Annotated in this window: 12 protein-coding genes; 4 read left to right on the top strand and 8 right to left on the bottom strand. The window is 49.2% G+C overall.

Annotation, left to right across the window (positions count from 1 at the left end; genetic code table 11):
• The first annotated feature begins 46 nt into the window (after positions 1-46).
• From B5D63_RS26965 to B5D63_RS26945, 4 genes are all read left to right on the top strand, one after another.
• On the top strand, positions 47-1495 hold the full coding sequence (locus tag B5D63_RS26965) for a hypothetical protein (protein WP_143313122.1): 1449 nt from the start codon (positions 47-49) through the stop codon (positions 1493-1495).
• A gap of 568 nt (positions 1496-2063) precedes the next feature.
• Positions 2064-2495, top strand: coding sequence for a hypothetical protein (locus B5D63_RS26955; RefSeq protein ID WP_143313121.1), 432 nt, complete (start codon positions 2064-2066; stop codon positions 2493-2495).
• Between the two features lie 11 nt (positions 2496-2506).
• A complete protein-coding gene (locus B5D63_RS26950) occupies positions 2507-5392 on the top strand; it encodes an SGNH/GDSL hydrolase family protein (RefSeq protein WP_078671974.1) in 2886 nt (961 codons plus the stop codon).
• Positions 5393-5538: 146 nt separating this feature from the next.
• Positions 5539-6309 carry a M57 family metalloprotease gene (locus B5D63_RS26945; protein ID WP_078671973.1) on the top strand — a complete coding sequence of 257 codons (771 nt, stop codon included), beginning with the start codon at positions 5539-5541 and terminating at the stop codon, positions 6307-6309.
• 194 nt (positions 6310-6503) lie between these two features.
• Here the strand turns inward: B5D63_RS26945 and B5D63_RS35835 are convergent, their stop codons facing one another.
• From B5D63_RS35835 to B5D63_RS26910, 8 genes are all read right to left on the bottom strand, one after another.
• Complete coding sequence (locus B5D63_RS35835; protein WP_394333857.1) at positions 6504-6623, bottom strand: SymE family type I addiction module toxin; 120 nt, start codon at positions 6621-6623, stop codon at positions 6504-6506.
• A gap of 12 nt (positions 6624-6635) precedes the next feature.
• Positions 6636-7013 carry a hypothetical protein gene (locus B5D63_RS26935; RefSeq protein ID WP_078671971.1) on the bottom strand — a complete coding sequence of 126 codons (378 nt, stop codon included), beginning with the start codon at positions 7011-7013 and terminating at the stop codon, positions 6636-6638.
• 176 nt (positions 7014-7189) lie between these two features.
• Complete coding sequence (locus B5D63_RS35160) at positions 7190-7378, bottom strand: hypothetical protein (protein WP_159456184.1); 189 nt, start codon at positions 7376-7378, stop codon at positions 7190-7192.
• 124 nt (positions 7379-7502) lie between these two features.
• The gene (locus B5D63_RS26930) at positions 7503-8012 is read right to left on the bottom strand and encodes a hypothetical protein (RefSeq protein ID WP_078671970.1); all 510 of its coding nucleotides are present in this window, start codon (positions 8010-8012) and stop codon (positions 7503-7505) included.
• A gap of 15 nt (positions 8013-8027) precedes the next feature.
• Positions 8028-16187 (bottom strand): RHS repeat domain-containing protein, encoded by an 8160-nt coding sequence (locus B5D63_RS26925; protein WP_159456183.1) that lies wholly within the window; start codon positions 16185-16187, stop codon positions 8028-8030.
• Positions 16188-16221: 34 nt separating this feature from the next.
• Complete coding sequence (locus tag B5D63_RS26920; protein ID WP_078671968.1) at positions 16222-17010, bottom strand: hypothetical protein; 789 nt, start codon at positions 17008-17010, stop codon at positions 16222-16224.
• A gap of 21 nt (positions 17011-17031) precedes the next feature.
• Positions 17032-23688, bottom strand: coding sequence for a hypothetical protein (locus tag B5D63_RS26915; protein ID WP_078671967.1), 6657 nt, complete (start codon positions 23686-23688; stop codon positions 17032-17034).
• Positions 23685-24209: a hypothetical protein gene (locus B5D63_RS26910; protein ID WP_078671966.1), complete on the bottom strand. Its 525-nt coding sequence runs from the start codon at positions 24207-24209 to the stop codon at positions 23685-23687. The genes B5D63_RS26915 and B5D63_RS26910 overlap by 4 nt, the downstream gene beginning before the upstream one ends.
• Positions 24210-24219 lie beyond the last annotated feature (10 nt).

Genomic DNA, 24219 nt, shown 5'->3' with positions numbered 1-24219 from the left:
GCTGTCCTATAGCAGTCCGACTATTTTTGTAACCCGTACCTATAATATGAAACTATTTCACGCTATCATATTCCTGTTTGGTTGTTGCGCCGCGCAGCCCGTACTGGCGCAGGATATCCTGGCTAAAAAAGACAGTGTGGCCGCCAAAGTGCAACAGGTACCCGAGAAATTTATTTCTACCGCCAAAAGCAAAGCCGACAAGCTCAATAAACAGGTGACCACGCGCACCGACAAAGCCCTCAAACGCTTCCTGAAAGAAGAACAGGCCATGCAGAAAAAGCTGTCTAAAATAGACAGCCTGGCGGCCAAAAACATATTCACCCGCAGCATCGACTCGCTGGGCAACCTACAGGCACGCCTCAAAGGCAAACTGGGGAAAGTAAAAGTACCGTCCGTTCTCTCCCAGCCCGGCGGCCCTTACCTGGACAGCCTTCAAAACTCACTCGCCTTCCTGAAAGGTTCCAACGACCTGCTCAAACAAAGCAAGGGTCTCACCGACAAGCTGAGCAACGCCAGCAAATCCATGGACGCCCTCAAGGACAAGCTGCAGCAGGCCGAAGCCATCAAATCGTTTATACGCGAGCGTAAACAACAGCTGAAAGAACAGCTGGCCCAATACACCGGCTTCACCAAAGACCTGCAGAAAATGAACAAGGAAGCCTATTACTACGCACAGCAGCTGAAAGAATATAAAGAAGTCTTCAAGGATAAAAAGAAAGCAGAACAGAAAGCCATGGAGATCATTAAAAAAGTACCCGCTTTTAATGATTTCATGCAGAAACACTCGCAACTGGCCAGCCTCTTCAACCTGCAGGGCGGCAGCGCCTCCCCCCAGGACCTCGCAGGACTGCAAACCCGCTCGCAAGTGGAACAGCTGATCCAGCAACGGCTGGGCGGCGGCCCCAATGCCGGCACCGCTGTCGGTCAGCAGATGGCCGAAGCCCGCAGCCGTATTAACGAGCTGAAAAGCAAATTCCCCGACCTGGACAACGCCGCCGATATGCCCAACTTCAAACCCAAAGAGCTGAAGACAAAAAGTTTCCTGCAAAGGCTGGAATTCGGCAGCAACATACAGTTCCAGCGCAGCACCAAATTCTTCCCCACCACCAGCGACCTCGCCGGCCAGGTAGCCTATAAGTTCCACAAAAACGGCAGCGCAGGCATCGGCGCGTCTTATAAGCTCGGCCTCGGTACCGGTTTCAACGATATCCACTTCAGCGGTCAGGGCGCCAGTATCCGCTCCTTTATCGACTGGAAACTGAAAGGCACTTTCTATCTCAACGGCGGCTACGAACAGAACTTCCAGCCCGACTACCCCGGAGCGAATGAAGGCATCGGTCAGGCCTGGACACCCAGCGGTCTTATCGGTCTTAGTAAAAAGTATAAGATCAACAGTAAGTTAAAAGGGAACATGATGGTGCTGTTTGACTTTTTATACAGCCAGCATGTGCCGAGGACAGACCCGATTAAGGTGAGGATGGGGTATAATTTTTAGGTGCTATAAGCGGCAACAGCGCAAATATCCATGCAAATAAGCGCATCATTCCTATACGCCATGATGATACAACTTGTATCTACTCTCAGGCATATCATATCATCATGGCCGATACTTTCCACACTTCCGAACACTAATATAAAATCCCCCGCCCGACGGAATCCGTTGCTGTTAGAGATTCCTGTGATGGTGGTATTTATACGGGTATGCAGGTCTTGCATAAAATCGAATTCAACACTGTGTGTGCTACCTGGCATAAACATTACAGCCTCTATGTCCTTGTCTGTTCCGGTTTAAATTTACATTATCTTAAAGGCAAATACTTCACTTCAATTTTTCCTGCATCCCTCCTTCTTTTAAAGATCTTATAATAGCTTTCAACAAAAAAACGTATATTCGGGTAATGTATTGAGAATGTTACCCTATCTGTAGTCCCTATACGATTCGTTACCCAAATACCAGCAATATAATTGCGATTGCTACAGATATAGTTCAACACATGCAGCTTTAGCAAAACACCTATACTATTTACCAACAGCCCCTTTATTTTTCATTTAAAGCAAGCATTATGTTACGTTATTTTTCCGGGCTATTCCTTTGTGCCGCATTGTCATCCGCACGTGCGGAGGCCCAGTCAGCCATCAGCGCTGTAAGAGATTCATTAAAAGTAACCGGTGGCGAAATGGTTATCCGCAACAAAAGCAGGCAAGTGCAGGGCTTCCTGTTCAACCAGTCCAACGGCGCCACCACCTTCAGAAAAGCCGGCAAGGCTATTCAGTTCACCGTCGGGTATGCAGGCTTTCCGGCCGCAGGCGACAGCACGTACGCCCATCCCGACTTTCAGCAGAAAAATATCAAAGTATGGCGCAACGGTTTACTTCAGCACCCCCTGATTGTTGACACGGTGGCAGGCAGCATCACCTTCCGCCCCGCGCTCGTATCACAGGAAACCGTTTATATAGAAGCGCTCAGTACGATCGTTCATGTGAATGCACATTAAAATCCTTTACCATGAAAAAAATTATTTTATCCGTTCTTTTCCTGTTAACAGGAATGTTTACCCGCGCCCAGGCGCCTATCAGCATAGAAAAAGACTCTATTAAAATTCTCAATGCAGAACTGGTACTGAGAAACAAAACCAAAGATGTTAACGGTTATCTCTTTAACACCGGTGACGGCAAAACACTTTTCAGAAAGCTGGGGCAAACCATCCAGTTCCGGGTGGGAGAGCCCGGGTATCCTGCCGCGGGTGACAGTGTTTATCAACATCCTGCGCTGGCCAACTATTTCATCAAAGTGCTTAGAAATGGTCTGCTGCAATACAGGAACAATACCAACGGCGTCGGCATAAACGATCAAAGCGGCAAGATCGTCTTCTATCCTGCGCTGCAAGCGAACGATAAGATATACATCGAAGCGCTGGGAGGCGTGGACCTCTCCCTCGACGGCAGCGATATCAATGTAGGAACACCATCGCCTCCCGGAACGGTGCTGCCCAAAGCCGGCATCCTGGAAAGCGGCAGTAAAGCTTTCATACTACGGTGGGGTACCAACGCCAAAACGTTATACCTCAGCCCGAGAGTGGTGGGTATCGGCTCTTCTACGCTGGCGGGGTATGGCCTCAACTACCCGGACCGCCTCGGCGACAAAATAAACGCCTGGCTTGTTGCCAACACCTATAACGCCACCTGGGACAACCTGGCGGTTGCCGGCTATAGCAGCAAGGATATACTGCCTGTTCAAAACGGCGGCACCCTGGGACATAATATAGAAACAGCCATCAGCCTGAACCCCGATTTCATTTTTGTATCGTTGCCCTCCAACGATCCATCTGCCGGTATAGCCGTTAACGAGAGTATCGCCAACCTGAAGAAGGTCGATTCCCTGGCGCAGGCGAAAGGCGCCGTTGTTTTCTTTGAGACCACACAACCCCGCACCAACTATACCGTTGCACAACAGGGTATGCTGCGCCAGCTGGCCGACAGCATCAGATCTCTATGGCCACAGCGCTATGTGGAAGGCTTCAAAGACCTTGTTGATCCAACCACCGCAGGTGCAATCCTGCCTGTTTACAACAATGGTGACGGCATACACCTCACCAGCGCCGGCAACCAGTTCATCGCCAACAATCTTTTTGACAGGTGGCTCGATTATTTTCAGGCCGTCAGAGGCGTGAAGCGGTATGTCATCGATTCTTCGCTGGACAAAAATAACTGGTCACAGTTTGCCACTGAACAGGAGGCCAACGTGGTCAAACGTTCATTTCCCCGGTTTAACAATGCCAAACAATATTTCCGGGTAAAGGCAGAACTGAAAGATGGTACCTCTTCCCCTTACTCCAATATCGCTACGCTGGACGAAAAGACTAATCCCTCTGTGCCCGGCGTAGACGATTACAATTACCGGCTGCTCGTTGATCTTGGCGGCGATGGCATTAGTACCCTCAACGGGTCTACCCCCGACGGAAAGCCTACCCCTGCGCCGGATAACTGGGGCAAATACTGGAACAACTGGTATGGCATGGGCGGCGTGACCGGCTTTGCCGACAAAGCCGTTATCACCCAGCTGAAGACCACCACCAACGCCGCCACCAGGATGAGTGTTCAGTTATTGGGATTACCACAAGGCACCTTTGGTTCTTCCGCCACCAAATCCATCAACTACAACGGCTTCAGCGTGCCGGCAGGGGACTATCCTTACCAGGCGCTGTATGATAACATGTTCCTGCATTCATCCATCAATCCGGATGGTATCACCCTGCGTGTGAAAGGGCTCGTTAAGACGAATACTTATTACATTAAACTGTGGGGCGCCCGTCTCGACGACAACGCCACACCGCGCACGCTACAGGCGAGGCTGGGCGAAGAGACATGGGCTACGGCACAGTCAGTGGATACCCGCTATAATCTCAGCGGCACCCCGGACTACAACAGGGCCGTTACATTCAATGGCATCACCGGCATGGACTCTGTGGACCTGGTGCTGCGTGTAGGCAGTGGAAGCACTTTCGCGCATGTAAGCCTGGTCGATATCGGTGTTATGGGTACCTTGCCCGTGCTCCCGCAGCTGACCCTGCGCGATACTACCACCGCACTGAGCACGATGCAGCTGACCGCAGTGCCTGTTAATGGCGCTGTGATGAGCAGTTATCAGTGGAGCCAGGTTTCAGGACCGAACACCACCACCATCAGCAACAGCAGCAGCGCTACCGCCAGCATCGCCGGGCTGACCAACGGCACCTTTATCTACCAGGTATCCGGCACCACCACTACTGGCGAAACACTGAGTACCCAGGCCACCGTGAAAGTATACCCCAATAACAACGGCAAAAAAACGCTGAGGGTACATTTCAGCAAGAACCCTGTCACCCCGATACCGGGTTGGTTCAACGTATATAATCCTACCATCAGTCAGCGGGTAACCATGACAGATCCTGTCACCAACTGGACCATCGACAACGTCAGCGATGCCAAAGCTTACTGGTCGTCTTTCTCCGGGGCACAGGCTTCCGATACTGACGGCAGCACCACTAACAACAACAGCGGCGTGGTACCAGATATCGTGCTCAAAGCATTCTGGTTCAACTATGCCCTGAAGTACACTACCGGCATGGACAACCTGCTCATCAAAGGATTGAATCCGGGCAAGACATATACCATCAAACTGTATGCTTCCCGCAGTAGCAGCGCCGGCGGCGCCAGGTATGGCGTATGGCGCGTCAACGGAGGTCCGGAACTGTTGCAGGATGCAGCGGACAACACCACCCGCGAAGAAGTAGTCACTAATGTGATACCAGACGCATCCGGCAATATCAAGTTGTCCGTACACTCTCCGTCAGTCTCCACCAATGGCGATTTCTCGTATATCAATGCAGTAGTAATACAGGAAAATCCATAAACTCATGATTAAAAAAATCCCGGTCCATATAGACTGGGATTTTCTATTTACTGCCTAAAATTCAAACTGCCATTGTATTTCCGTGCCAGGCGTTAGTTTTAGTGAATTATTCATTCTTTATTACTTAACCTAAAAACCTGTCTAGCATGAAACACTCTAATGGTTTCTACATGAGCGCAATCGTCTGTATTGCCACCTTAACCCTCCTCTTCTCCTCCTGTTCCAAGAAAGACCAAGCACTGAACGACCCAACGCCCGCCCCCTCCACTGTAGAAGAAATGACGAACTACCTGGCCAACCAGGGATTTGACCGCGAGCACATTGTCTTTGAAAAAGACCGCGTTATTATCGAAGACGACATTATCATGACCATTGCTGATCTCCAACAGCGTGTTGCCGATGCTAAAGCAAAGCCCAGCACAGAACAACGGCGCGGCACTTACATTGTAAGCAATGCTTACAACAACAACATCAAGTTCTACCTTGAGCCTGGTATTCCCGCGGTATGGCAAACAGCCATCAGAGGCGCTATCGCCAACTGGAACGCCGTAAACGGTACCCGTCTGGGGATGTCTATCGTAACCTCCGCAGCCAGCGCCAACACCCGCATTTTTATGGGTTATGAAAACTCCAACTGGATCGCACGAGCCTATCTGCCGGGATCAGACAGCAGACCTGGCGTAACCGTTGAGATTAATTCTAAATACAACTCCATGTCTGCCACCCAGCAGCTGTTCGCCATCACCCACGAATTCGGTCACACTATAGGGTTCCATCACACCAACCAGACTTTCGGCAGCCTGATTCCCGGAACCCCCACTTCCGACCCTAACTCCGTGATGAATTCTACCGTGCTGCCCTGGAATGGATTCACCTCCTGGGACGTGCGTGCAACGCAGATATTGTATCCACAATAAACATTCTGAGATTTAAGAGATACTTGTCATAATGGTAATACGGGGAACAGCCGATGGCGAAGCCCCGTATTTATTTTTGTTGCATTGTAGGGAAGGCTGTTAAAATTTCCACCACTACGTCTTTGCTTTCTTTAAGATGGTGTACATAATTTGGTTCATTGGTGGTATAAGTCAGGATATTACCGGCGATCTTTTCAAACCTGATTTGAGGATTTACTGCTTGCCTTTTTTACGATTAACTTTCCTACTTCCACAGTAACTTCAATGGCATCGCCTACTTTAAAGCCAACCTTCTCCATCCATAGCCCTGACAGGGTATTTCACCTCTAAAAAATAAAGTAAACATTCTTCTTTGTCCGAATAGCTAACTCTAAAAGTTTCACTATACCTTCTACAATCTCTTTTTCTCTCCCACTTACGTATACTCTTAACTCTAACAATCTTCCAAGGACATTATTCTTTACCTCCTGAGAAAAAATCCAATCATCTTCTGCTGACTCAAGCATTCCATTATTTTCTTCATTGATAATATTCAGAACTTGACTATTATAGGTAAGCATATATACATCATCCAAAATTAAAAACATAGCGTTTGTTGTCGAATCTGAAAGATTATTTACACACCAATCAATCACCTCCCAATGTTCCATTTCATCTTCATTTACATGTTCTTCTGGAACATAGATAGGATATTTTCTTTCCATACATTAATCTATATTTTTAATATGAGTTTGTCGCTTAACAAAATCTTTAGCTTCCTCCCCTTTAAGTTTTCCTGTGGATACCCCCCCCGCTCAAACTCCACTTCCTTCCCGCCATCTGCATCCCGAACGGCGCATAGTCCACCGCTGAGAACACTGTCGCATCTATACCGATTTTATCACCAGAAATAGTCGCCATCACGTTCTCCAGGAGGTTGGACAGTTCTGGCTACCACCGTTGTCGCCGCAGGTTGCCGGGGGCCTTGTGCATCGCGGCTATACCTGGCTGCCAACGTCGTTTTCGGGAAGACATTATAGGGTACGGTTGCCGCTAATGTCTTATTTGTATTCCAAAGAGCTGCCATCATCGAACCGGATTTCTCATCGAACTTTACACCTATTTATTGCAAAAAATCATTCTAAATATTTTTTACCATTTTTCCTGTTCATGTCATATTCCAATACTTACTTGCCTCTTTTTCCACTTTGTAATTATTTAATTACTGAGAACACATCAACTCGGTTAAAATGTCTTTGATAGGTGATACGCCACATACTTCCATTATATTTAATATTACATAAAGGATAGTTTTTATCCAAGATAAAAGTTGCTATTCTATTGGCCTTTAAAAGCTTAAGCGCTATTACATTTTTTTTTCGTTTACATATTAAGCCAAACTCTTTACCCGAATAATCTATATTACTTATCGGATTATCTTTTGTAAATAAAGGTATTCTACCTATTTCAATATTATTCATAGTTATAACAACTGTATCATTATAATTACCCCAAAAGGACAAGATAACAGAGTCTTTGTCTTTCCTAACTATTTTAATATCGGAGCTATCAATAACAGCGTGTTCAATTAAAACCGAATCACGTTTGGAATATAGAAATAGAGATGAATCTTTTTGAGCTTTGCAACTATACATTACGACGATAGCACTAAAAAGAGAAAAAATACAGAATCCTGACAAGGGATAATTTCCAACATTTCTCATATCAAAACATATTTACTACTGAGATTTACTATTTGTATTATTAGCAGGAATTTTTTTCAGTTCCTCCGCTGACCAAAGCGATTTCTTATTAACATTGCGATTAATAGTATTCAACTGATCATTTGTCAGGACAGTACCGTTATTATCACGCAAATTCCCATTAGGGTTTTCTCCTGAATTCATTAGATTTGTCTTAATTAACTCCCTACTTGGTGAAACCCCATTCTGATCTAACTCGGGCATATACTGTGCTTCCTCTTTACTTAGTGACCAAGGATGACTCAAGCCACCAGAGTGACCTACTTCATGCTGAAAGGTTAGAATCAGATCTTTATCTGGAACAGGTTTTCCATCAATTGTTATTCCAATACGCATTTCAAATCCATTAATCTCACCTCTGGTTACCCCGGCATCAACAGATGTAGTTGTAAAAATTGTATTCCCAATGGTTTTTTGCTTCACAGTTGTTTTTCGATCATCGAAATATAAATATGCTATATTCCCATCATTAGGGTCAGGCGGTGTAAAATCCAACACTACAGCTGTTTTTGTTAATTCAGACGGCATCAACATAGGTGGATGAAAATTGGTAAATTTATCTTCTATTGACTTAGCGAACAATTCTGCTTTGGCTTTTATTATATCGGGAGAGGTAATGAGTTTTGAATCATTCACAATTTTTATTCTTAATATATTACTTGTCATCAGGGTGAGTCCAGCGTCAAAGTCATATCCTATTATTGTTTCTTGCCCCCATTCCTTTCCATCTATATCTACTCCATCTATTGGTCTATTACTTGCAAATTGATAAGGTGTTAACATCGGGTATTTCGGAGACAACGGATCTACACTCAGGAACTTCCCAACCCTCGGATCATAAATCCTCATCCCATAATCCTGCTGATTCCCTTCTCCCTTCACTTCATTATCATTCTCCTTCCCATTAAACCCATACCTATACCCACCGCTCAAACTCCACTTCCTTCCCACCATCTGCATCCCGAACGGCGCATAGTCCACCGCTGAATACACCGTGGCGGCGCTACCTGTTTTCGTATCGGAGATAGTAGCCATCACATTGCCCAGGTGGTTGGACAGCTCATACCGCATCAGGTTCGTCTGTCCCCAGAGCGTGATGGCGTTACCAATAGTACCGCCGCTGACTACCATTTCCGGCATCCACATACCGAGGCGGGAACTGCCGTACAACTGCTGTTCTTTCCAGTAGATCTGGCTGCCGCCGTTGTCGCTGTAGACGGCGAGCGCGTTGCCTTGCGCATCGCGGCTATACCAGGTACGGGTGATGGCGCCATTTTTCTGGAATGATTTGTACGTACGGTTACCGCTGGCATCATATTTATATACCAAAGAGCTGTTGTCATCGAACAGGATGCTGCTGATTTTACCGTATAGGTTCCAGCTAACCCTGATACCTGCCGCCCGGTCTTTTACCAGGTTGCCGATGTTATCATAAAGATAATTATCATCGCTCATATTATCTATATCCGATTTGTAGACAGGATCGGCTACAGCATCTTTAACATGGCGCAACTGGTTGGATACCAGCTTTCCATCACTGTTAAGGGGATAATAATAGGTGAGGTTGTCCATAGAGACACTGGTATCGCGGGTACCGTTACGCAGGTACGACAGGATATTGCCGTTACCATCGTAGCTGATGTCCTCTTTGAAATCTTCCACTGATTGGGCGAAGCCCCAGGTGGTAGTACCTGCCGGCGCCTGGTGCTGCCGCATGCGCACCAGGCGGTTGAGCTGATCGTAGCGGTAGCTGTAGCCGACGGGGACACCGTTATTCAACTTACTGAGTGCCAGCGTAGTGCGACTGATGTTACCGTTGAACAAATTATGGCCGGTGATATCACTGGCGGAAGGGGCATACTTCATCGCCAGCGCGTTGACGGAGTTGTCAATTGGCTTATAGTCGCCGGTAAAGTAATCAAGTGAATAACCCATTACATCCGGAGCGAAAGTACTGCGGCCACCGGTGGCGCCGTCCTGCCCAATATCCTGCGCCGGGGTAAGCCCCGTACCATTGATGCCTTTCAACCAGCCCTGCAGCGTGTAGGCATAGTCGATACCCTGTACCTCTTTACCGATTTCTGTACGGGCCAATGGACCGTGCAGGTAATACCGGTAGTTGGCGTTGCGATTGGCGCCATTGGAGGAGAATATCTTCCAGCCATCGCCGGCGTGGGTCACATTGCTATAGGCGCCGATTAGCCTGTTTTCTGCATCATATTCATAGTTGTAGAAAAACTGGTCCGGCTTACCAAACTGATACCGTACTGCATTCACCTTGCCGCTGACGAGGTCGTAGTTGTAGTCGGTCTGCTTCATTTCGTACAGGCTATACAGTTGCTGCCACAAAGTCTTCACGTTACCGATGGCATCATAGCTGTAATAGCTGCCGACTGCGGCCGACTGCGGCGTGTCCCGGTACAGGCTGGCGGATACCCGCTTGCGCAGATTAGCTTGTCCATAAGTGGCTGACAGCAGCGGCATATCATAGTAGGTATTGGTGATCTGCGATTTGGTACCAGATAGGTCAAAATCATTCAATATCGACTGCGAAATAAAATCAGGCACACCGAGATTACGGGCGTTCAGCCTTTCCCCTACTTCAGTGATACGCCCTAAAAAGTCATAAACTGTATAACTATACTGGTTAGGTTTCTCCACCTGAACAGCATTACGGGAAGCTACCAACCGGCCTTTATAATCATACCAGAAGTAACTCATTCCCGCATCGGGAGAACGCTGCTGCACTACCTGGCCAAGGGAGTTATACGCATAATCAGTGGTCAACCGGTGACGGGGATAAACAGCGAGTATCTGCCCTTCCGTAGTACCCTGACCAGGCACCGTAGTCGGCGATCCCGGCTGCGGCGTATTGAGCCTGGCCCAGATCATGGTGTCCCGCAGCAGCGCAGTGCTGTATGCCGGTGCCATACCCATACACACCTCCTGCGCATTCGCGGTGATCTCCGTGCCTGACAATTGACGTGTATACACACGCAACTGCTTCAGATGAGTGAGGTCCGTGGTGAAAGTGGCGTTACCATTCGATCCAATGCCAATGGTCCATTCGCAAGCCGTCGGCAATGGATCGGCCAACGGTGCAAAAGCACGGCCGTTGACGAAAATATTCAGCGCCGCAGAGGGATCGGATAAATTGGCGCCCTGTACCACCACATGCGTAAATTGTCCTAACGGCAGTATCGTACTCAGATCTACCGTCACATGTTTGGATGACAGGATATCGACGTTCGTCTGCGAAGGATAAGCCAGGTTGTAGATAGATACATTCAGGTATTTATCGCTCTGACAAAGATAGAAATAGATCTTGTTGCTGCCCGCTGGTGTGATCACCTGCGAGGCGCTGCCATTATCACTATGCAACCAGAATTCTACAGACCGGTTGGCCGTATTGGTAACGGAAGCTGAGAGCATGTCCAGTGCCGCCTGCGGATTTGTATTGGCTACCGGACCGTTATAGGAACAGCTGCTGTAATCCACGCGACGCGCCTGGTCGATCCTGTCCAGCACCTGTTGATCGGTAATGATATCCACTCCTTCCGGCGGGACCGTACGTACCAGCGAACCTGCCTGATCATAATAATACAGCGTGTAATGATAATGCTGCTGCGATGTTTCCAGCGTAACCTTTGGCTGAACACCACCACACAACAGCACATATTCGTTGCGGAACGCCCGCCGTACGGAATCCACATACGTTCCATATAACCGGGAAGCGCCGATCACTGCGCCATCTGTCAGCTCCAGCATACACTGGTAGGGATCTACAGGCACCACATCATATACCGGGTTATTACATAATATCTCCTGGGGAGCACTTTCCAGCTTCTGCCGGTAGGTCTGGTACTCTAAATAACTAAGGGTGAAACCAAACCGCTGGTTCATGAAATTGCGATATACATCCTCATAATTCACATGCGATGTATTGGGCGCCCCTCCGAATGTTGTATTAAAAGCGGCGTGCGCTGCATTAAAAGTAGCGGCACTGATCCAACCGCCGGCGTTGCCATCAAGGAACACGGGCAGTTTCATTTCCCTGTCCAGCAGGTGGCGGCAGTTGGTACAGCCCTTCACTAACGCGTTGAGCTCAGGCTCCGTTAACGTCATATTCACGCCGAATTTTCCTACCAGGAAGTTATACAGGGTAGCAGCCGGCTGCGTACTGTTCTTTTCGGCAATGTAAGCATTCAGGCGGGCACAGATACCCTCATTGGTGTTACTGATTGCTCTTGCCACACTCTGGACCGGCGTTTCATAGGGATACAAAGCATCCTGCATCCATGGATTGGCGTCAAGACTAAAGCTTCCCAGATAACGGCGCATTACCTGTTCAAAAGTAGCATCTCCGTCAGCATTCACCCTTCCCGGCCTGACAGAGCTGGAACCGTTTACATGCACACTATCGCCTCCATTGCGGCATACTTCTTCCAAACGGGCGCGAAACAATGCCTGACTGTCCGCACGCATATCAGTAAACCGTGTTGAAAGCGCAGTTAACAAGCTTTGTACGTTAGCAGCACAAGATCTGCTCAGATGGACCCGGATGGAATCCTTCCCTGCATTCAGACTGGAATCGAGATTCACAGATGCAGCGGCCTTAAACGCCAGATTGTTTACATGGGAAATTTTCCCTTTAAAAGTGGCAGGACATGCGGAATCAGGATCTACAACATACCCGGTACAACTTAACTCCAGGGTCCTGTAAGGATTCGATGGTAAAATGACGATCTTCCTGGTAGGAGAATTATAAGTAAAAAGCTCTGTATCTACTAATGTCGGCGTTCCACCCGGATCAAACAGATTCACGATAAGCGTAATACCCTTGGGAATCGGTGGTCCACTTACTTTCTCCAGGTAGCATAACGGATGAATATCATCCGGTGGCGTAAACTCATAGTAACTGAACATGCCGACATCAAACTGTGCACAAAGATCCGCCACGCTGGCCGTGCTACCCTTGGATACTCCCGGATATCCGCCTACTACACACTGTCCTTTACATGGCCCTTCATTCCTGAACTGCTGGGAGTATTTTTCTTTTACCTGAAGATAATATTCCACGTATTGCTGCCATTCTCTGTCTGGCACGCGGCAGGAGGCGGCAGGCGTACAGTTATTCCAACGGTGATCCCCGTAACCGGTACCATTGACATTAGTGGCACCCAGAGAGTCGGCACAATACAACTGGTAATCTACATAGGCGCTAAGATGTTTATTGTTCAAACGGTTGTCAGTTACCCCCAATATATTCCTGGAGTAATTATTCAGGTCCGCCCTAAACGCGTCCACCTTCGAACTTCCCGGCCCCTTGAAAAAAGGGTCCGCATCTACCAGCCAGTCGCCATTCGTATAACTATACTGCTTTCCGGGCGCTACCACCGGTATATCTGCAGCACTGGTATGTATCTCGCGTAGACGTTGATCCCATCCGATATAGGAGCTGTTATTCCGGCAATAGGTCAACGCACAGTATTCCGGATGGTAAATGATAAACTTCGCGGCCCATTCCGGCTTCCAATAGCGCTTTACCGATGTCCAACCAAAGCCGGCATCATGCGGACTAATGTAGCTACCATCTTCCAGCTCAATTTTCTCTCTTTCATAATCAGCCGAACCTTGCGCCTGCACCGGAAAAACAGTCCGCCAGTAGTTAAACACAACATTGACCGCTGAGTCCTTCGGCGTACCATCTTCTGCAAATAACGCAAACTGCCCTCCAGGCGTCACATCTGCTTTCAGCGCCCGCTCCAGCCTGTCGCACGGAGAAGTCATACAGTTGGCCCGTAACGTCTGGCAGTTGGCATATAATGCATCATACAATCCCTGCGCCCAGGTGTTAACAACCGCCGCATTAGTCGTTACATCCACGCCGTTACGTTGCAGCCGGTCGCGCAGCGCGTTCACAAAGTCTGTCTTCTGGCCGAGGGCGGTTTTACAGGTAGTACACTCCGCGAAACAACCACTAAAGTCCTCTTTCGCCAGCGCCTCCATCACAAACTGAAAATGTGTTTTCAGGTTTGTATTACGGGCGATGAAATCCTCCGTATACGCCGCTATCACTTTAGGGTTCAGCGCCAGCTCAAACGTAATATAATACTCACCCACCTTGTTGACAGGCACGGCGATAGTGTTGGTATAATCCGCAGTAGCGCTGCAATCAGACAATTCTTTGCCGGTCTTCATGTTGGTCATCTCTACCAGCTTATTATTACAGTCGTCCGCCACCACTACCTTCAGTTCATAATAACAGTTGCTGCAGATGCTGACGCCGTTCTGCTGATACCGTTTGATAAGGCTCGGCATACTGAACTTCAGGTTGTCTGTAACATTCGGTACAGAAGCGAGGTACGTTGTAGACGCTGTGAGCTTCAGCAGCTGCGGGTCAAATACAAAACGGCCGGGCTGCAGCAACGTAACGGTAGACCGCACCGCTGCCGGACGGGATGCCAGCGGCAGCAGGCTGGTATTCGGATTGGTACCGGTAAGCGCAGTGGCCACCGTTTTACCGGCAGCATTCTGATAACTGATAGAGACTTCCCCGTTCGGGTCTACCACCATATTTTTCAGATAGTGATTTGCGTAGCCGGCATCGTTGCCAAACAGACGGTCCAGCTCCCACTGCTCCGGTTTACCGTAATAGTAACGGGTAGCGTGACTGTTGGCGGGAATAGGATCTGGTTGCAGCGCAGGGCCTACGCCTCCCTGTTGACTGATACGGCCGGTATTGTCCGGCGTATAGGAAGTGATGGCCAGCGGATACCCTTCCGCGTCAGGAATGTATTTTCTGAAATCACCGCCCAGCGTCTGATTGGCAGGAGAATAATAATAAGCAGCGCCACTGGATGTATTCAGCGGGTCCGGCTTCCCTATACAGTTGCCGGTCAGCCCCTTGAAAATATTAGCGGCGGTATAAGCGCCACCGCTCGTGTTTTTGTTGAGCAGCGGGTAATAATCGATCTTATTGGCTGCCAGCGGGGCGGGCAGGATACTGGCCACCGGCCGGCCGAACTGGTCCAGCACGGATTCCGCCGCTACCGCTACCTGGTCGCTGTTGTTCAGCGTCACCGTCTGGCGGTTACGCAGCGTACCATCGAGATAACTCATCACTTCCTTACGCTTGCCATCTTCTGCGAAGCTGACACTGTACTGCCAATTAAGTGCCGGCCGGTGCCAGGCGGCATCCAGCGCAATAACACCAGGCTGCTGCACGCCATCCAGCTTACAGGTGTACACCCATGGGCCTTCGGTCCTGAACTGATCGCTTTCATCGACGGTACGGATACGCACCAGCAGGAATTTATACTGCTGGGTGACCGGGATACGGTAACTGTTTTCCATCACCGTCACCCGGCTGGAGTTATTACGAAAAATGATTGCCAGCGTAGCCTCCGGCTGATTGGGATTTTGCTCCAGCGAACGGCCAATGGTGGACTCTTCATCCACAAATGTCCATTCCAGGTCAAACTTCTGGGCGCCGTTGGCATCCCAACTGATCTGCACCTGGCCGGCGCCGGCGTTGGCATTGGCTGCCGCAAAGGCTGTGGTGGTAGTCCGGGATGCTGTACCCGCAGGGACCATGGACACCACCGGCTCCAACGTATGTTCTTTCTGTGGCAGGTAATCCCGGTTAACAACCACCTGCGCTTTTAGCAAAAATACCGGGGGAAGTTCTCCCAGCTCAGCGCTGCTGATATCATTAACGGTGATCTTTATTTTGTACGCGTTCTTAAAATCATATTGGTCAGATAATTGGTACACTGCGCCTGCCGCTGTATCATAACGGATGGTCAGCGGTATATGAGGCAGGGTAATCGGGTTATCCTGTCCCGGACTGCTCCAGTATTCTATTTTAAGATCGATCTTACAGGAGAAGTTCTTACTGAACGTTACCAGTGTATCGGGGTTAACGGTGAAGGTAATACGGTCCAGCACTCCATAGTTCCGGATCGTTTGCCAGTCATAGGCAGGATTTTCAAACTTCTCATCCTTTACCAGCAGCGTATCTCCTTTTTTCAGTTTCCCTGAAAGCTGCTGCTGATAAGGCTCAATGGCTGCATGGGCAGCACCTGCCCATAACAGCAGCAACGCTGTTATCAGGCAGGAAACCCATGTTTTCATATTGCGGTATAGGGACATATCTTCGGATTAACAATTAAAACTTATTGATCAATTCATAATGACGGTAGTTACCTGCTGGTTGCGGGGAAGACTTATTACCGCTCAGGTAAGTATCTGCCTGCAACAATCCGTCGGGAACATGACCCTCTTTCCAGGTATCCAGTGTAATACGCATCTCCCGGTCCATCTCTTCGTTGAGCGGATCGTCCAGGTTGGTCATCCGCATATAGAGCTCCCGGAGCGCTATAGCAGATGGATCGAATACAAACCGGTACTCCTTGCAGGAAGCATGATTGGCGCAACGCAGGCTCACCACGGAGTCCTGTCCGCGGAGACTGCCGGTCAGGCGGTAGTTTTCACTTTCCCAGATTTTCATCAGCGTGTCTACAGGAAGCTGAAAAGGTGCTACCAGCTTCTTCGGCGGAGATACAATGATCTTTTCCGCCTGGTGACTGATCGTAATAAACCGGTCTTTCAGCGATACCATTTCCACATCTCCCAACTGGTAATACAACTCCTCACCATTACGGTAAAAGCGGAAAGCCTGGTGCATGTCGGCGGTGCTGTCTGCCGGGTCCGTAGCACGGATGCTGCCGCTCATGAACAACGTACGGCATGTGTCTATATGTGCGTACAGGTTAAACACAGAAGTCATCACCGCTTTTTCTTCCCGCGAAAAATGATACTCCGTCCACGCGGCCGTATTATCCGCCGGCGCTTTCGGCGCCTGTTCAAATACCGGTGAAGAAGCCACCGCTATGACTACACCCGCCATGAGCGTCAACGGGAGAAAAGTTTTAACCAACAACAAGATCTTTTTCATATCCTGATAATTTCCTTTTTATTAATTCGCTTTTCTGAAAGCTGATCTGGTTTCTTTCAGTGTCATAATGCCTCTTTCTGTTTCCTTCTTCACCCGCACCAGCGTTCCCTCTTCATCGTATTCATAAAAAGTGGCGTAATTGTTTTCATCCATTTCGGCAACCAGCTTCAGCGCTTTGTTATCATAAGCGAAAGTTTTGATGTTGCCGTTGTCCGGGAAGATGCGGATGTCGTCTATCAGTAGGTTAGTAGCGCCTGAGATATTGAGTTGCAGTTGCGTCGCTGCGGACCCTACGTCGATCGTCCCCTCCATCAGTTTCCAGCCTTCCACAACCGCCGTTTTCGTCAGGGGAACGCTTGTCTGGCTATTAACTGTAACGGTTATATTAGGATTGCTGGCAGGGGCTGCCCTGTCTTTCACCCATACGGAGAGTATATACTTACCGCCGGGCACCGGCTGGAAACCATCTTCATACAATCCCGGGCCTGACTTGCGCACATATTGACCGAGGCCATCCAGGGCTGTGTAACTGCCGTAGCCCGGTTTCTTTTCTACCTGGTGCACGCTCGCGGTCAGGGTCAAAGGCTTGTCCAGCTGCATGGAAAACAGCCCGGTATGCGACTCGTTGCTGACGATAGTAGCGCCGGTATTCCGCAGGCTGAAGCTATCCTTATTACAGCCGATGCCGGCATAACAGAGATAGTAGAAATGATGGTCTTCAAAGCCCTCATAGAAAATCTCGCGTTTGCGGGCGTTGCTGGCCACCGCCAGCGGTACTGCACCGTCATAGCCGTATAACACACTACTGTAGCGCAACAGGGCGTCTTTATTCTCCAGCTCCTGCCCGTATTTATCGTACGCGGTCACATAACGGCTACTGGTCCACCGGGAAGTCAGCTGCGTCCAGGCACTCCACGGGCTGCCCGCACCATAAAACCAGTAAGGCACAAAATCTTTATAATAGCCGCTCGTACGGAGATTTAAACCGCCTCCCTGGTTGGCAAATATTTGCTGGTCTTCCCGGTTCACCAGGTACGCCTTTTCTTCTGAAGGCCGCCAATTGCCCAAAATGCCAAACAGGTAGGGATTGATGGCAGTAACCACATCACAGGAAAAAGGATATTGTTTGGAGCAATCCAGCGTCAGGTATGCGCCGTTACAGGAATAACGCATCTCCCGGATACTTCCGTCGGGGTTGCTGATAAAAGAATTATACGGTTTTCCCTGTGTCAGCTGTTTGGTATTAAACAATATTTTTGTTTCAGCAAGATAGCGGTCCATACCGTACAACTCATCGGGGGTAGCGTTATATAGTTCCACACCCAAATGCGCATCGCCATAGTCCGAATTTCCGTTATTCGTATTATTAAAAACGACTTTCAATGCATGAGAACCCGCGGACAATGTTACAGGTACCACATGCCAATATTCATAGTCACCTGCGACAGGGTTGGCGCCCCTGTCGATCGTCAGCACACCATCTATATAAAGCCGCATCAGGTTGTCCACACCATAACCGATCGCATATGTTTTGGATACAGGAACGGTCACGCAAGTCTCAAATCCCAGCCAGGTATCATGTAAGGCGTACTCCGCCCCTTTCAGCCAAACACTGGTTTCATTCAGACGTCCACAGACAGTTGCCCTGTAATCGCCACTCGCGGCAAGCGGGGCAATAATAGACTGCGCGGTAGCAGATTTCATCAGTCCAACCCCACCACCGTCACATTTCCCACCCCAGAAATAGCTGGGACCCGGAGACAACCACTGCCCGTTAGCCATCTTAAAAGAGCCTCCTTTAGATCCGTTGTTGACCGAAGGCGCCATACATTCCAGCTTCAGCGTATCATTCGGGTTTTCATCCAACAGTTTGATACAGGCCGTTCCATCCGGGCTGGGAACATATCCTCCCGGACAACAAACAGGCGCATTCCATTCTTCTTCAAACAATACGGTTTTAGCATCGAGCACCTGGTATACATTCGCCGCATTGGAAGCGCTGGTCAGTACGCCCAGTTTATTGCCTGCCACAGGATTTTTCAGACATAACAAAGTAGTGGTGGTAGCTGCCGTCTGGTTACGGTAACCCGAACGCAGTATCCGTACTTTGCCACTGTAATTCTTCACTACCTGCCCGGCATCATTGATCAACCGGAACTGCTTATCTGAACCATTCTGCACAGGCGAATGAATTACCCACAACCGCTGGCCGCTCACCTGCGCAAACAGTTCATCGCCGGCAGTAAAATATGCCTTATTGGAAGTGATCACACCGTTAGCATCTGTGCCCATGAACAACAATGTTTGAATGTTGCGGTAAGCCCCACCCATCTTGTTATACACCCAATAGGCGGGCATATTAACACCGTACACCGGATCACCAAATTCGTTAGTGGTACTGGTCACCACCGGCGCGCCGGTATTCCGGTCAAACACGAGGTTGGCAGATGTCACCGAAGAGCCATTCACAGTCTTGACTACATGGTCCACGATCGCAGTTTGCTGGATCGTTTTTAAAGTAGACGCAGAACGGAACAATTTATAGTTATCGTTTTCCTTGCGCGGCCAGTGCGGTATGGGCAACGGGAACCAGATAAATGGAATGATATCCAATCCGAGGTGAATAGAAGTACCCTGGTCGATACTCTCCTGCTCCCGCATATCGGTCATCATTTCTATCTCACGGCCCAGCATCTCCTCCTGGTTGATCACGCCGTTTTCGTTGATCGTAGCCACGGTACTGTTGAGCCGCAGCTTACCGCCATCCAGCGGAGATGTTTTATAGTAAAGCACATTGGAAGATATTTCGGCGCCCGCCTGATTAAAAATCCTTTCCGCCTTCGGTTTACCATGCATATCATTCAACCACACCACATACCCCTGTGACATCGCCAGCTCATATACCTGGGAACCACCGGTAAACGACGCCCATCCGGAAGGACCATGACGTCTGGCATCCGGTTTGGCATCTGATTCTACGATTACCGGGAAATCTTTTGCCGTATAAAACTCATGCTGCGTCCATCCGGTGAGGGCTTTGGGATCAGCCTCTCCGCTCGCATCCAGCTGGCGCACCACCACATTGCGGTAGCCCACCTGCGGCGAAGGAAACAACGACTCTCCAAAGGGTTCTTCCAAGTAGAAATAGTTGGTGAGCGCTCCCCTCGACTCCTGGCTATAAGGCACAGGCATACGCATGGGATTCTCATCAGCGCCGGTGTAGGGCTCATAAGCCGCCACACCACTGCTGATGGTCTTACCGTTTTCTGTGATACGGTATTCATACTGCTGTCCATAGGTGGCGGAAGGAGCAGCGGTCCCTGTCAGGAGAGACCAGTTATCTTTAATACTCACCCTTTTTACACGGGCAGCGCCGCCGAGCTTAATACCATCGCCTTTGGCCATCCGGACAAAACTCTTGCTGAGATCTACTTTGGAGGCAAATCGTTTCCGCATGGCCCGTTCATAGAAGTTCTGACGCAGCTCCGCCAGGTTACCGACAGCGCTCACCAAGGCGGACAACGCTTCTTCGATACCCACGTCCTGGGATATACGGTTTTTATATCCCGGATAAGCGTACATCGGATATTCCAGCTTCATCTTCTGCCAGGCGGCCATGATAAAGGGGTTAACCGTCACACGCCCTTCGGTCCTGTCTTTAAAAAGTATATTGTAGGTACCGTCGCGGTTGTCCCTGATTTTCGTCACCTCCGCATAACACGAAACAAAGTCGAAGTCTTCCTTTCCATTTGTAGCCGGATGATCTGTGACATTGATATACAACCGCGCATAAAAGTCATTGCGGCCACCCATATAATCGGCAACAAAATTCCGCAGGATGCTGGCGTCATTATCGCCGCGTAACGGCCCGGGCGCATTTACCCTGAAGCCATGAGCCAACGCCAGATCGCTGGTGTTTGTGCCGGTGCTGTCTGTGATCAGGTTTTTTATCCCGTTCATGACCATCGCCGGCCGGTCCTGCACATAGGCATAATCCCCCGCCTCATAGTCCACTTCTATCTCTCCTCCGGTAGGCAGTTTAACCTTCTTCAGGTTCCACCCGTTCGCATTTCTGTTAGCGATCACGGGGTTCTGCACTGCATACGGAAATTCATCATTGAACAAATTTCCAAAACCAAAAGACGCATTATCATGCTTCGCTTTGAAATTGCCCCAACGGTCGGAGGACATATTTTTATAACCGGAAACATTGTGATATTCGAAAACATACGGATGGTGTTTCCCGCGGGTGGAATTATTGTAGGTGAAATACAATGAATCCAGCGTGAGCTTTCCACCGCCATTGACGTTATTGGGCGCCTGTGGACATAAATTATAGTTATACCGTAGCACTACCGTTTTAATCGGTGTTATCGGATCGCTCTTGGAATACAAACGGATCTCGGAGAGCCTCCGCTGCTGGGCGTTAGCATCATTCCTTGTACCATAAAGATTAGTAACGCCCCTGGCGTCGTCCCTGTTTTCGGTAATAAAATAAACGACCTTGGTTTTAGTTTCGATGGATTGCAGGTACCATATCTCTTTTTCTCCGTACACCACGTTGCCCTTATCATCGGCGCCGTCAGCCTGTTGTCCGCGGCTGTATTGCGCCTTACCTGCTTCTACTGGCGTTCTCCACTTGTAAGTGTCCGGCAACCTGGAATAGTTGAACTTGATGGCCGTACCCGGATCGTCGGGGGTAATACCATCGTTATTCAGGTCCACATAATCAGGACTCAACAGCTGAGTGAGCAGGTAAGAGGCAGCATAAGCCGGCTGACTGTCACGCTGGTAGAAATAATCCCGGCCATAGTTGTGCTTAAACCCATTTTCTCCGTCCATTTCCACCGGGATAAGGCTTATCCCGGTATCCGGTTTGTTTTGCGGGTTTACGGCAAACGTATATTCATCCTGTTTTATATTGTATACCGGCACACCATATACTGCCCGTTTACCATCCGGCTCTGTCACCGTGATTTCGCCGATATGATGGGGCTTGCGGTAACCGATCACCCTGGACATATTCGTAGGGTTAGCTGGTCCGCAAGCCGGTATACCTGATGAAGGTGTTAACAAAGGGAAAGATTGTAAGGAAGCCCGGTTCTTTGTCCGGCTCAGTTCTCCCGCCGTCATGTAGCTCACAACGGTATTGCGCATCTGACGACCGTTTTTTTTCAGTTCTCCGCTGACAGGCGTTGCATTGCCCTGTTTATCTTTTAGTTGTCCCAGGGCCGTCCTGTTGCGCAATGGAACGGATACTACTTCGCTGCCTTTTATTTTGGCAGTAAACCCCGCATCTTCAGCCGTTTGTTCGCCCAGCACCTTGAAATACGCCTGTTCTTCGGTGGAATCGGTGCCGGTGAGCTTATAATCAGATACCGGCAGGAAAGCGTTATCTCTTTTCCATTTGCTGGTAGTATTGGTGATCTGTTGATCATAGAATGCGATACCGCCGTGAAAATAAGCACCTGCGCCGTATTCCATGGATAAAGAGTTATTGCTGGCAACGTCGGTGGCGTAGTTATCAAACATCACACCGGCATTGCCCCTGTTCAGCCTGAACTGACCGCTGCCGGCCTGGTTCGTATAAGAAAACACATCAGGCGTAGCAATAGGCAACGGCAGATTAGGCAGGTTAGGGATCACCGGGTTTTCTTTCTCACGCTGAAAATCCATCACTGCCTCCTGTACATTCGTGCCTTTGTCAGCATACAGAAAACCGTAGGCTTTCGTCTTTTTGACAGTATCCAGGACTTCCGATTTGGTTTTATACCCGGTAAGACCGAAGCCACTGAAGATACCCCAGCCGTTAGGACCAAAATCCAGGGAGAAAGAACCATTGGTAGATTTATATCCAATATTCACTTTAGGATTGAAGGGAGGCGTATTATAACTGTATATGCGTTTCGGCCCGAAATCATTCTTACCAACCGTAAAGGAAGTCCCCAGCGTCAGTTCCTTAATACCTTCACGGGTGTTGTAACTCAAACTGGCAGAATATCCAACAGAGATATTAGCGCGATAGCCTTTCAGAAAATTGGCGTCCAGAGACAAGCCTGTTTCAGTAGATACGCCGCTGTTAGTGTTGGAGTTTACACCTACGTTCATATTCAGGCCGCCACTCAGCATTCCTGCGTTCATCAACTGCAGCCCCAGTCCCGCATTGGCGCCAAACTCCGCTCCCATGCCCAGGTAGTTGTCACTGAAAACCCCTACGGAAACGGAGCCTCCCAGTTTAATGATGTTACCGCCAAACACCTCCATCCTGACGGTACCTCTGCCGCCGTAGGAGATCTTCGGTTTGGTATAGTGTTCTGTCAGGATCTGGTCTCCTCCCATATCATCCGGTAAACCGCGCAGCTGCCGGTTAATAGCGCCCACGTTGAGGTTCCAGCCAAGGCCCACCCAGCTGGCTTCATCGTCCATACCGGCGCCGGAGGCGTAGTTGAGGTTAATAGGATACCCGTCCACATCCAGCAGCGGGATATTGTATTTAAAGCCACCGGTAAACAGGTCTACCATATCGTTGGCGCCATAGGGAGAAAACTGGGTATGCTCCGGCTGTACCGGTCCGGATGTTAATGCCAGCGTCCTCAGCGGCAGTGCGGTTTCCATCACTATCAGTGAAAGGAAAAACAACGCCAGCGCTCTTTTTATTTTAATATTTTTTATCATCATAGCCTGCAGCTTAGAGAGTCTGATTGTAACAATGAATTTATTTTCAGGGGGAAGACCAATCTCGTGGTAGTAAACACCTGGTCTTTAAAAATCAGGGAGGCAGTCCGCTTCTCTTCCAACGCCGGCCGCTGCCAGGTAACCAGGTATTCCACACCGCCCATGTTACCGTTGGCGATACGTTGCGCGATCACTGGCGACAGGGTATCTCCATCAGTCACCAGCTGAAAGACTTCCTCCAGTCCGTAGTTGGCTGCCTGTTGCGCGCTCTTCTCCCTCATATCCGGTTTATCGGCGCGAATATGGACCTTAAACGACAGCTCACTGTCCTCTTCAGCAACCGCCGGCGTACGCGGGTGGTCCCAGCAACGGGGCAGATAAGTACAGGTGACTACAGTGCCGCCTATATTTTTTTCGGTCACCAGGCCGGTATTTCTATCCTGCATCAACCTTTGCAGCTGTTGCCGGTTACTGTTGCCGCAACCCGCGATCAACAAAGCGATGACGATCATTCTTTTTTTCATATGCAGCCGT

This window comes from Chitinophaga eiseniae, assembly GCF_900167135.1.
In the GTDB taxonomy this organism is placed as follows: Bacteria; Bacteroidota; Bacteroidia; order Chitinophagales; family Chitinophagaceae; genus Chitinophaga; species Chitinophaga eiseniae.
Note: the sequence above shows the minus strand (reverse complement) of the source record. Positions and strands in the feature narration are given on the sequence as shown.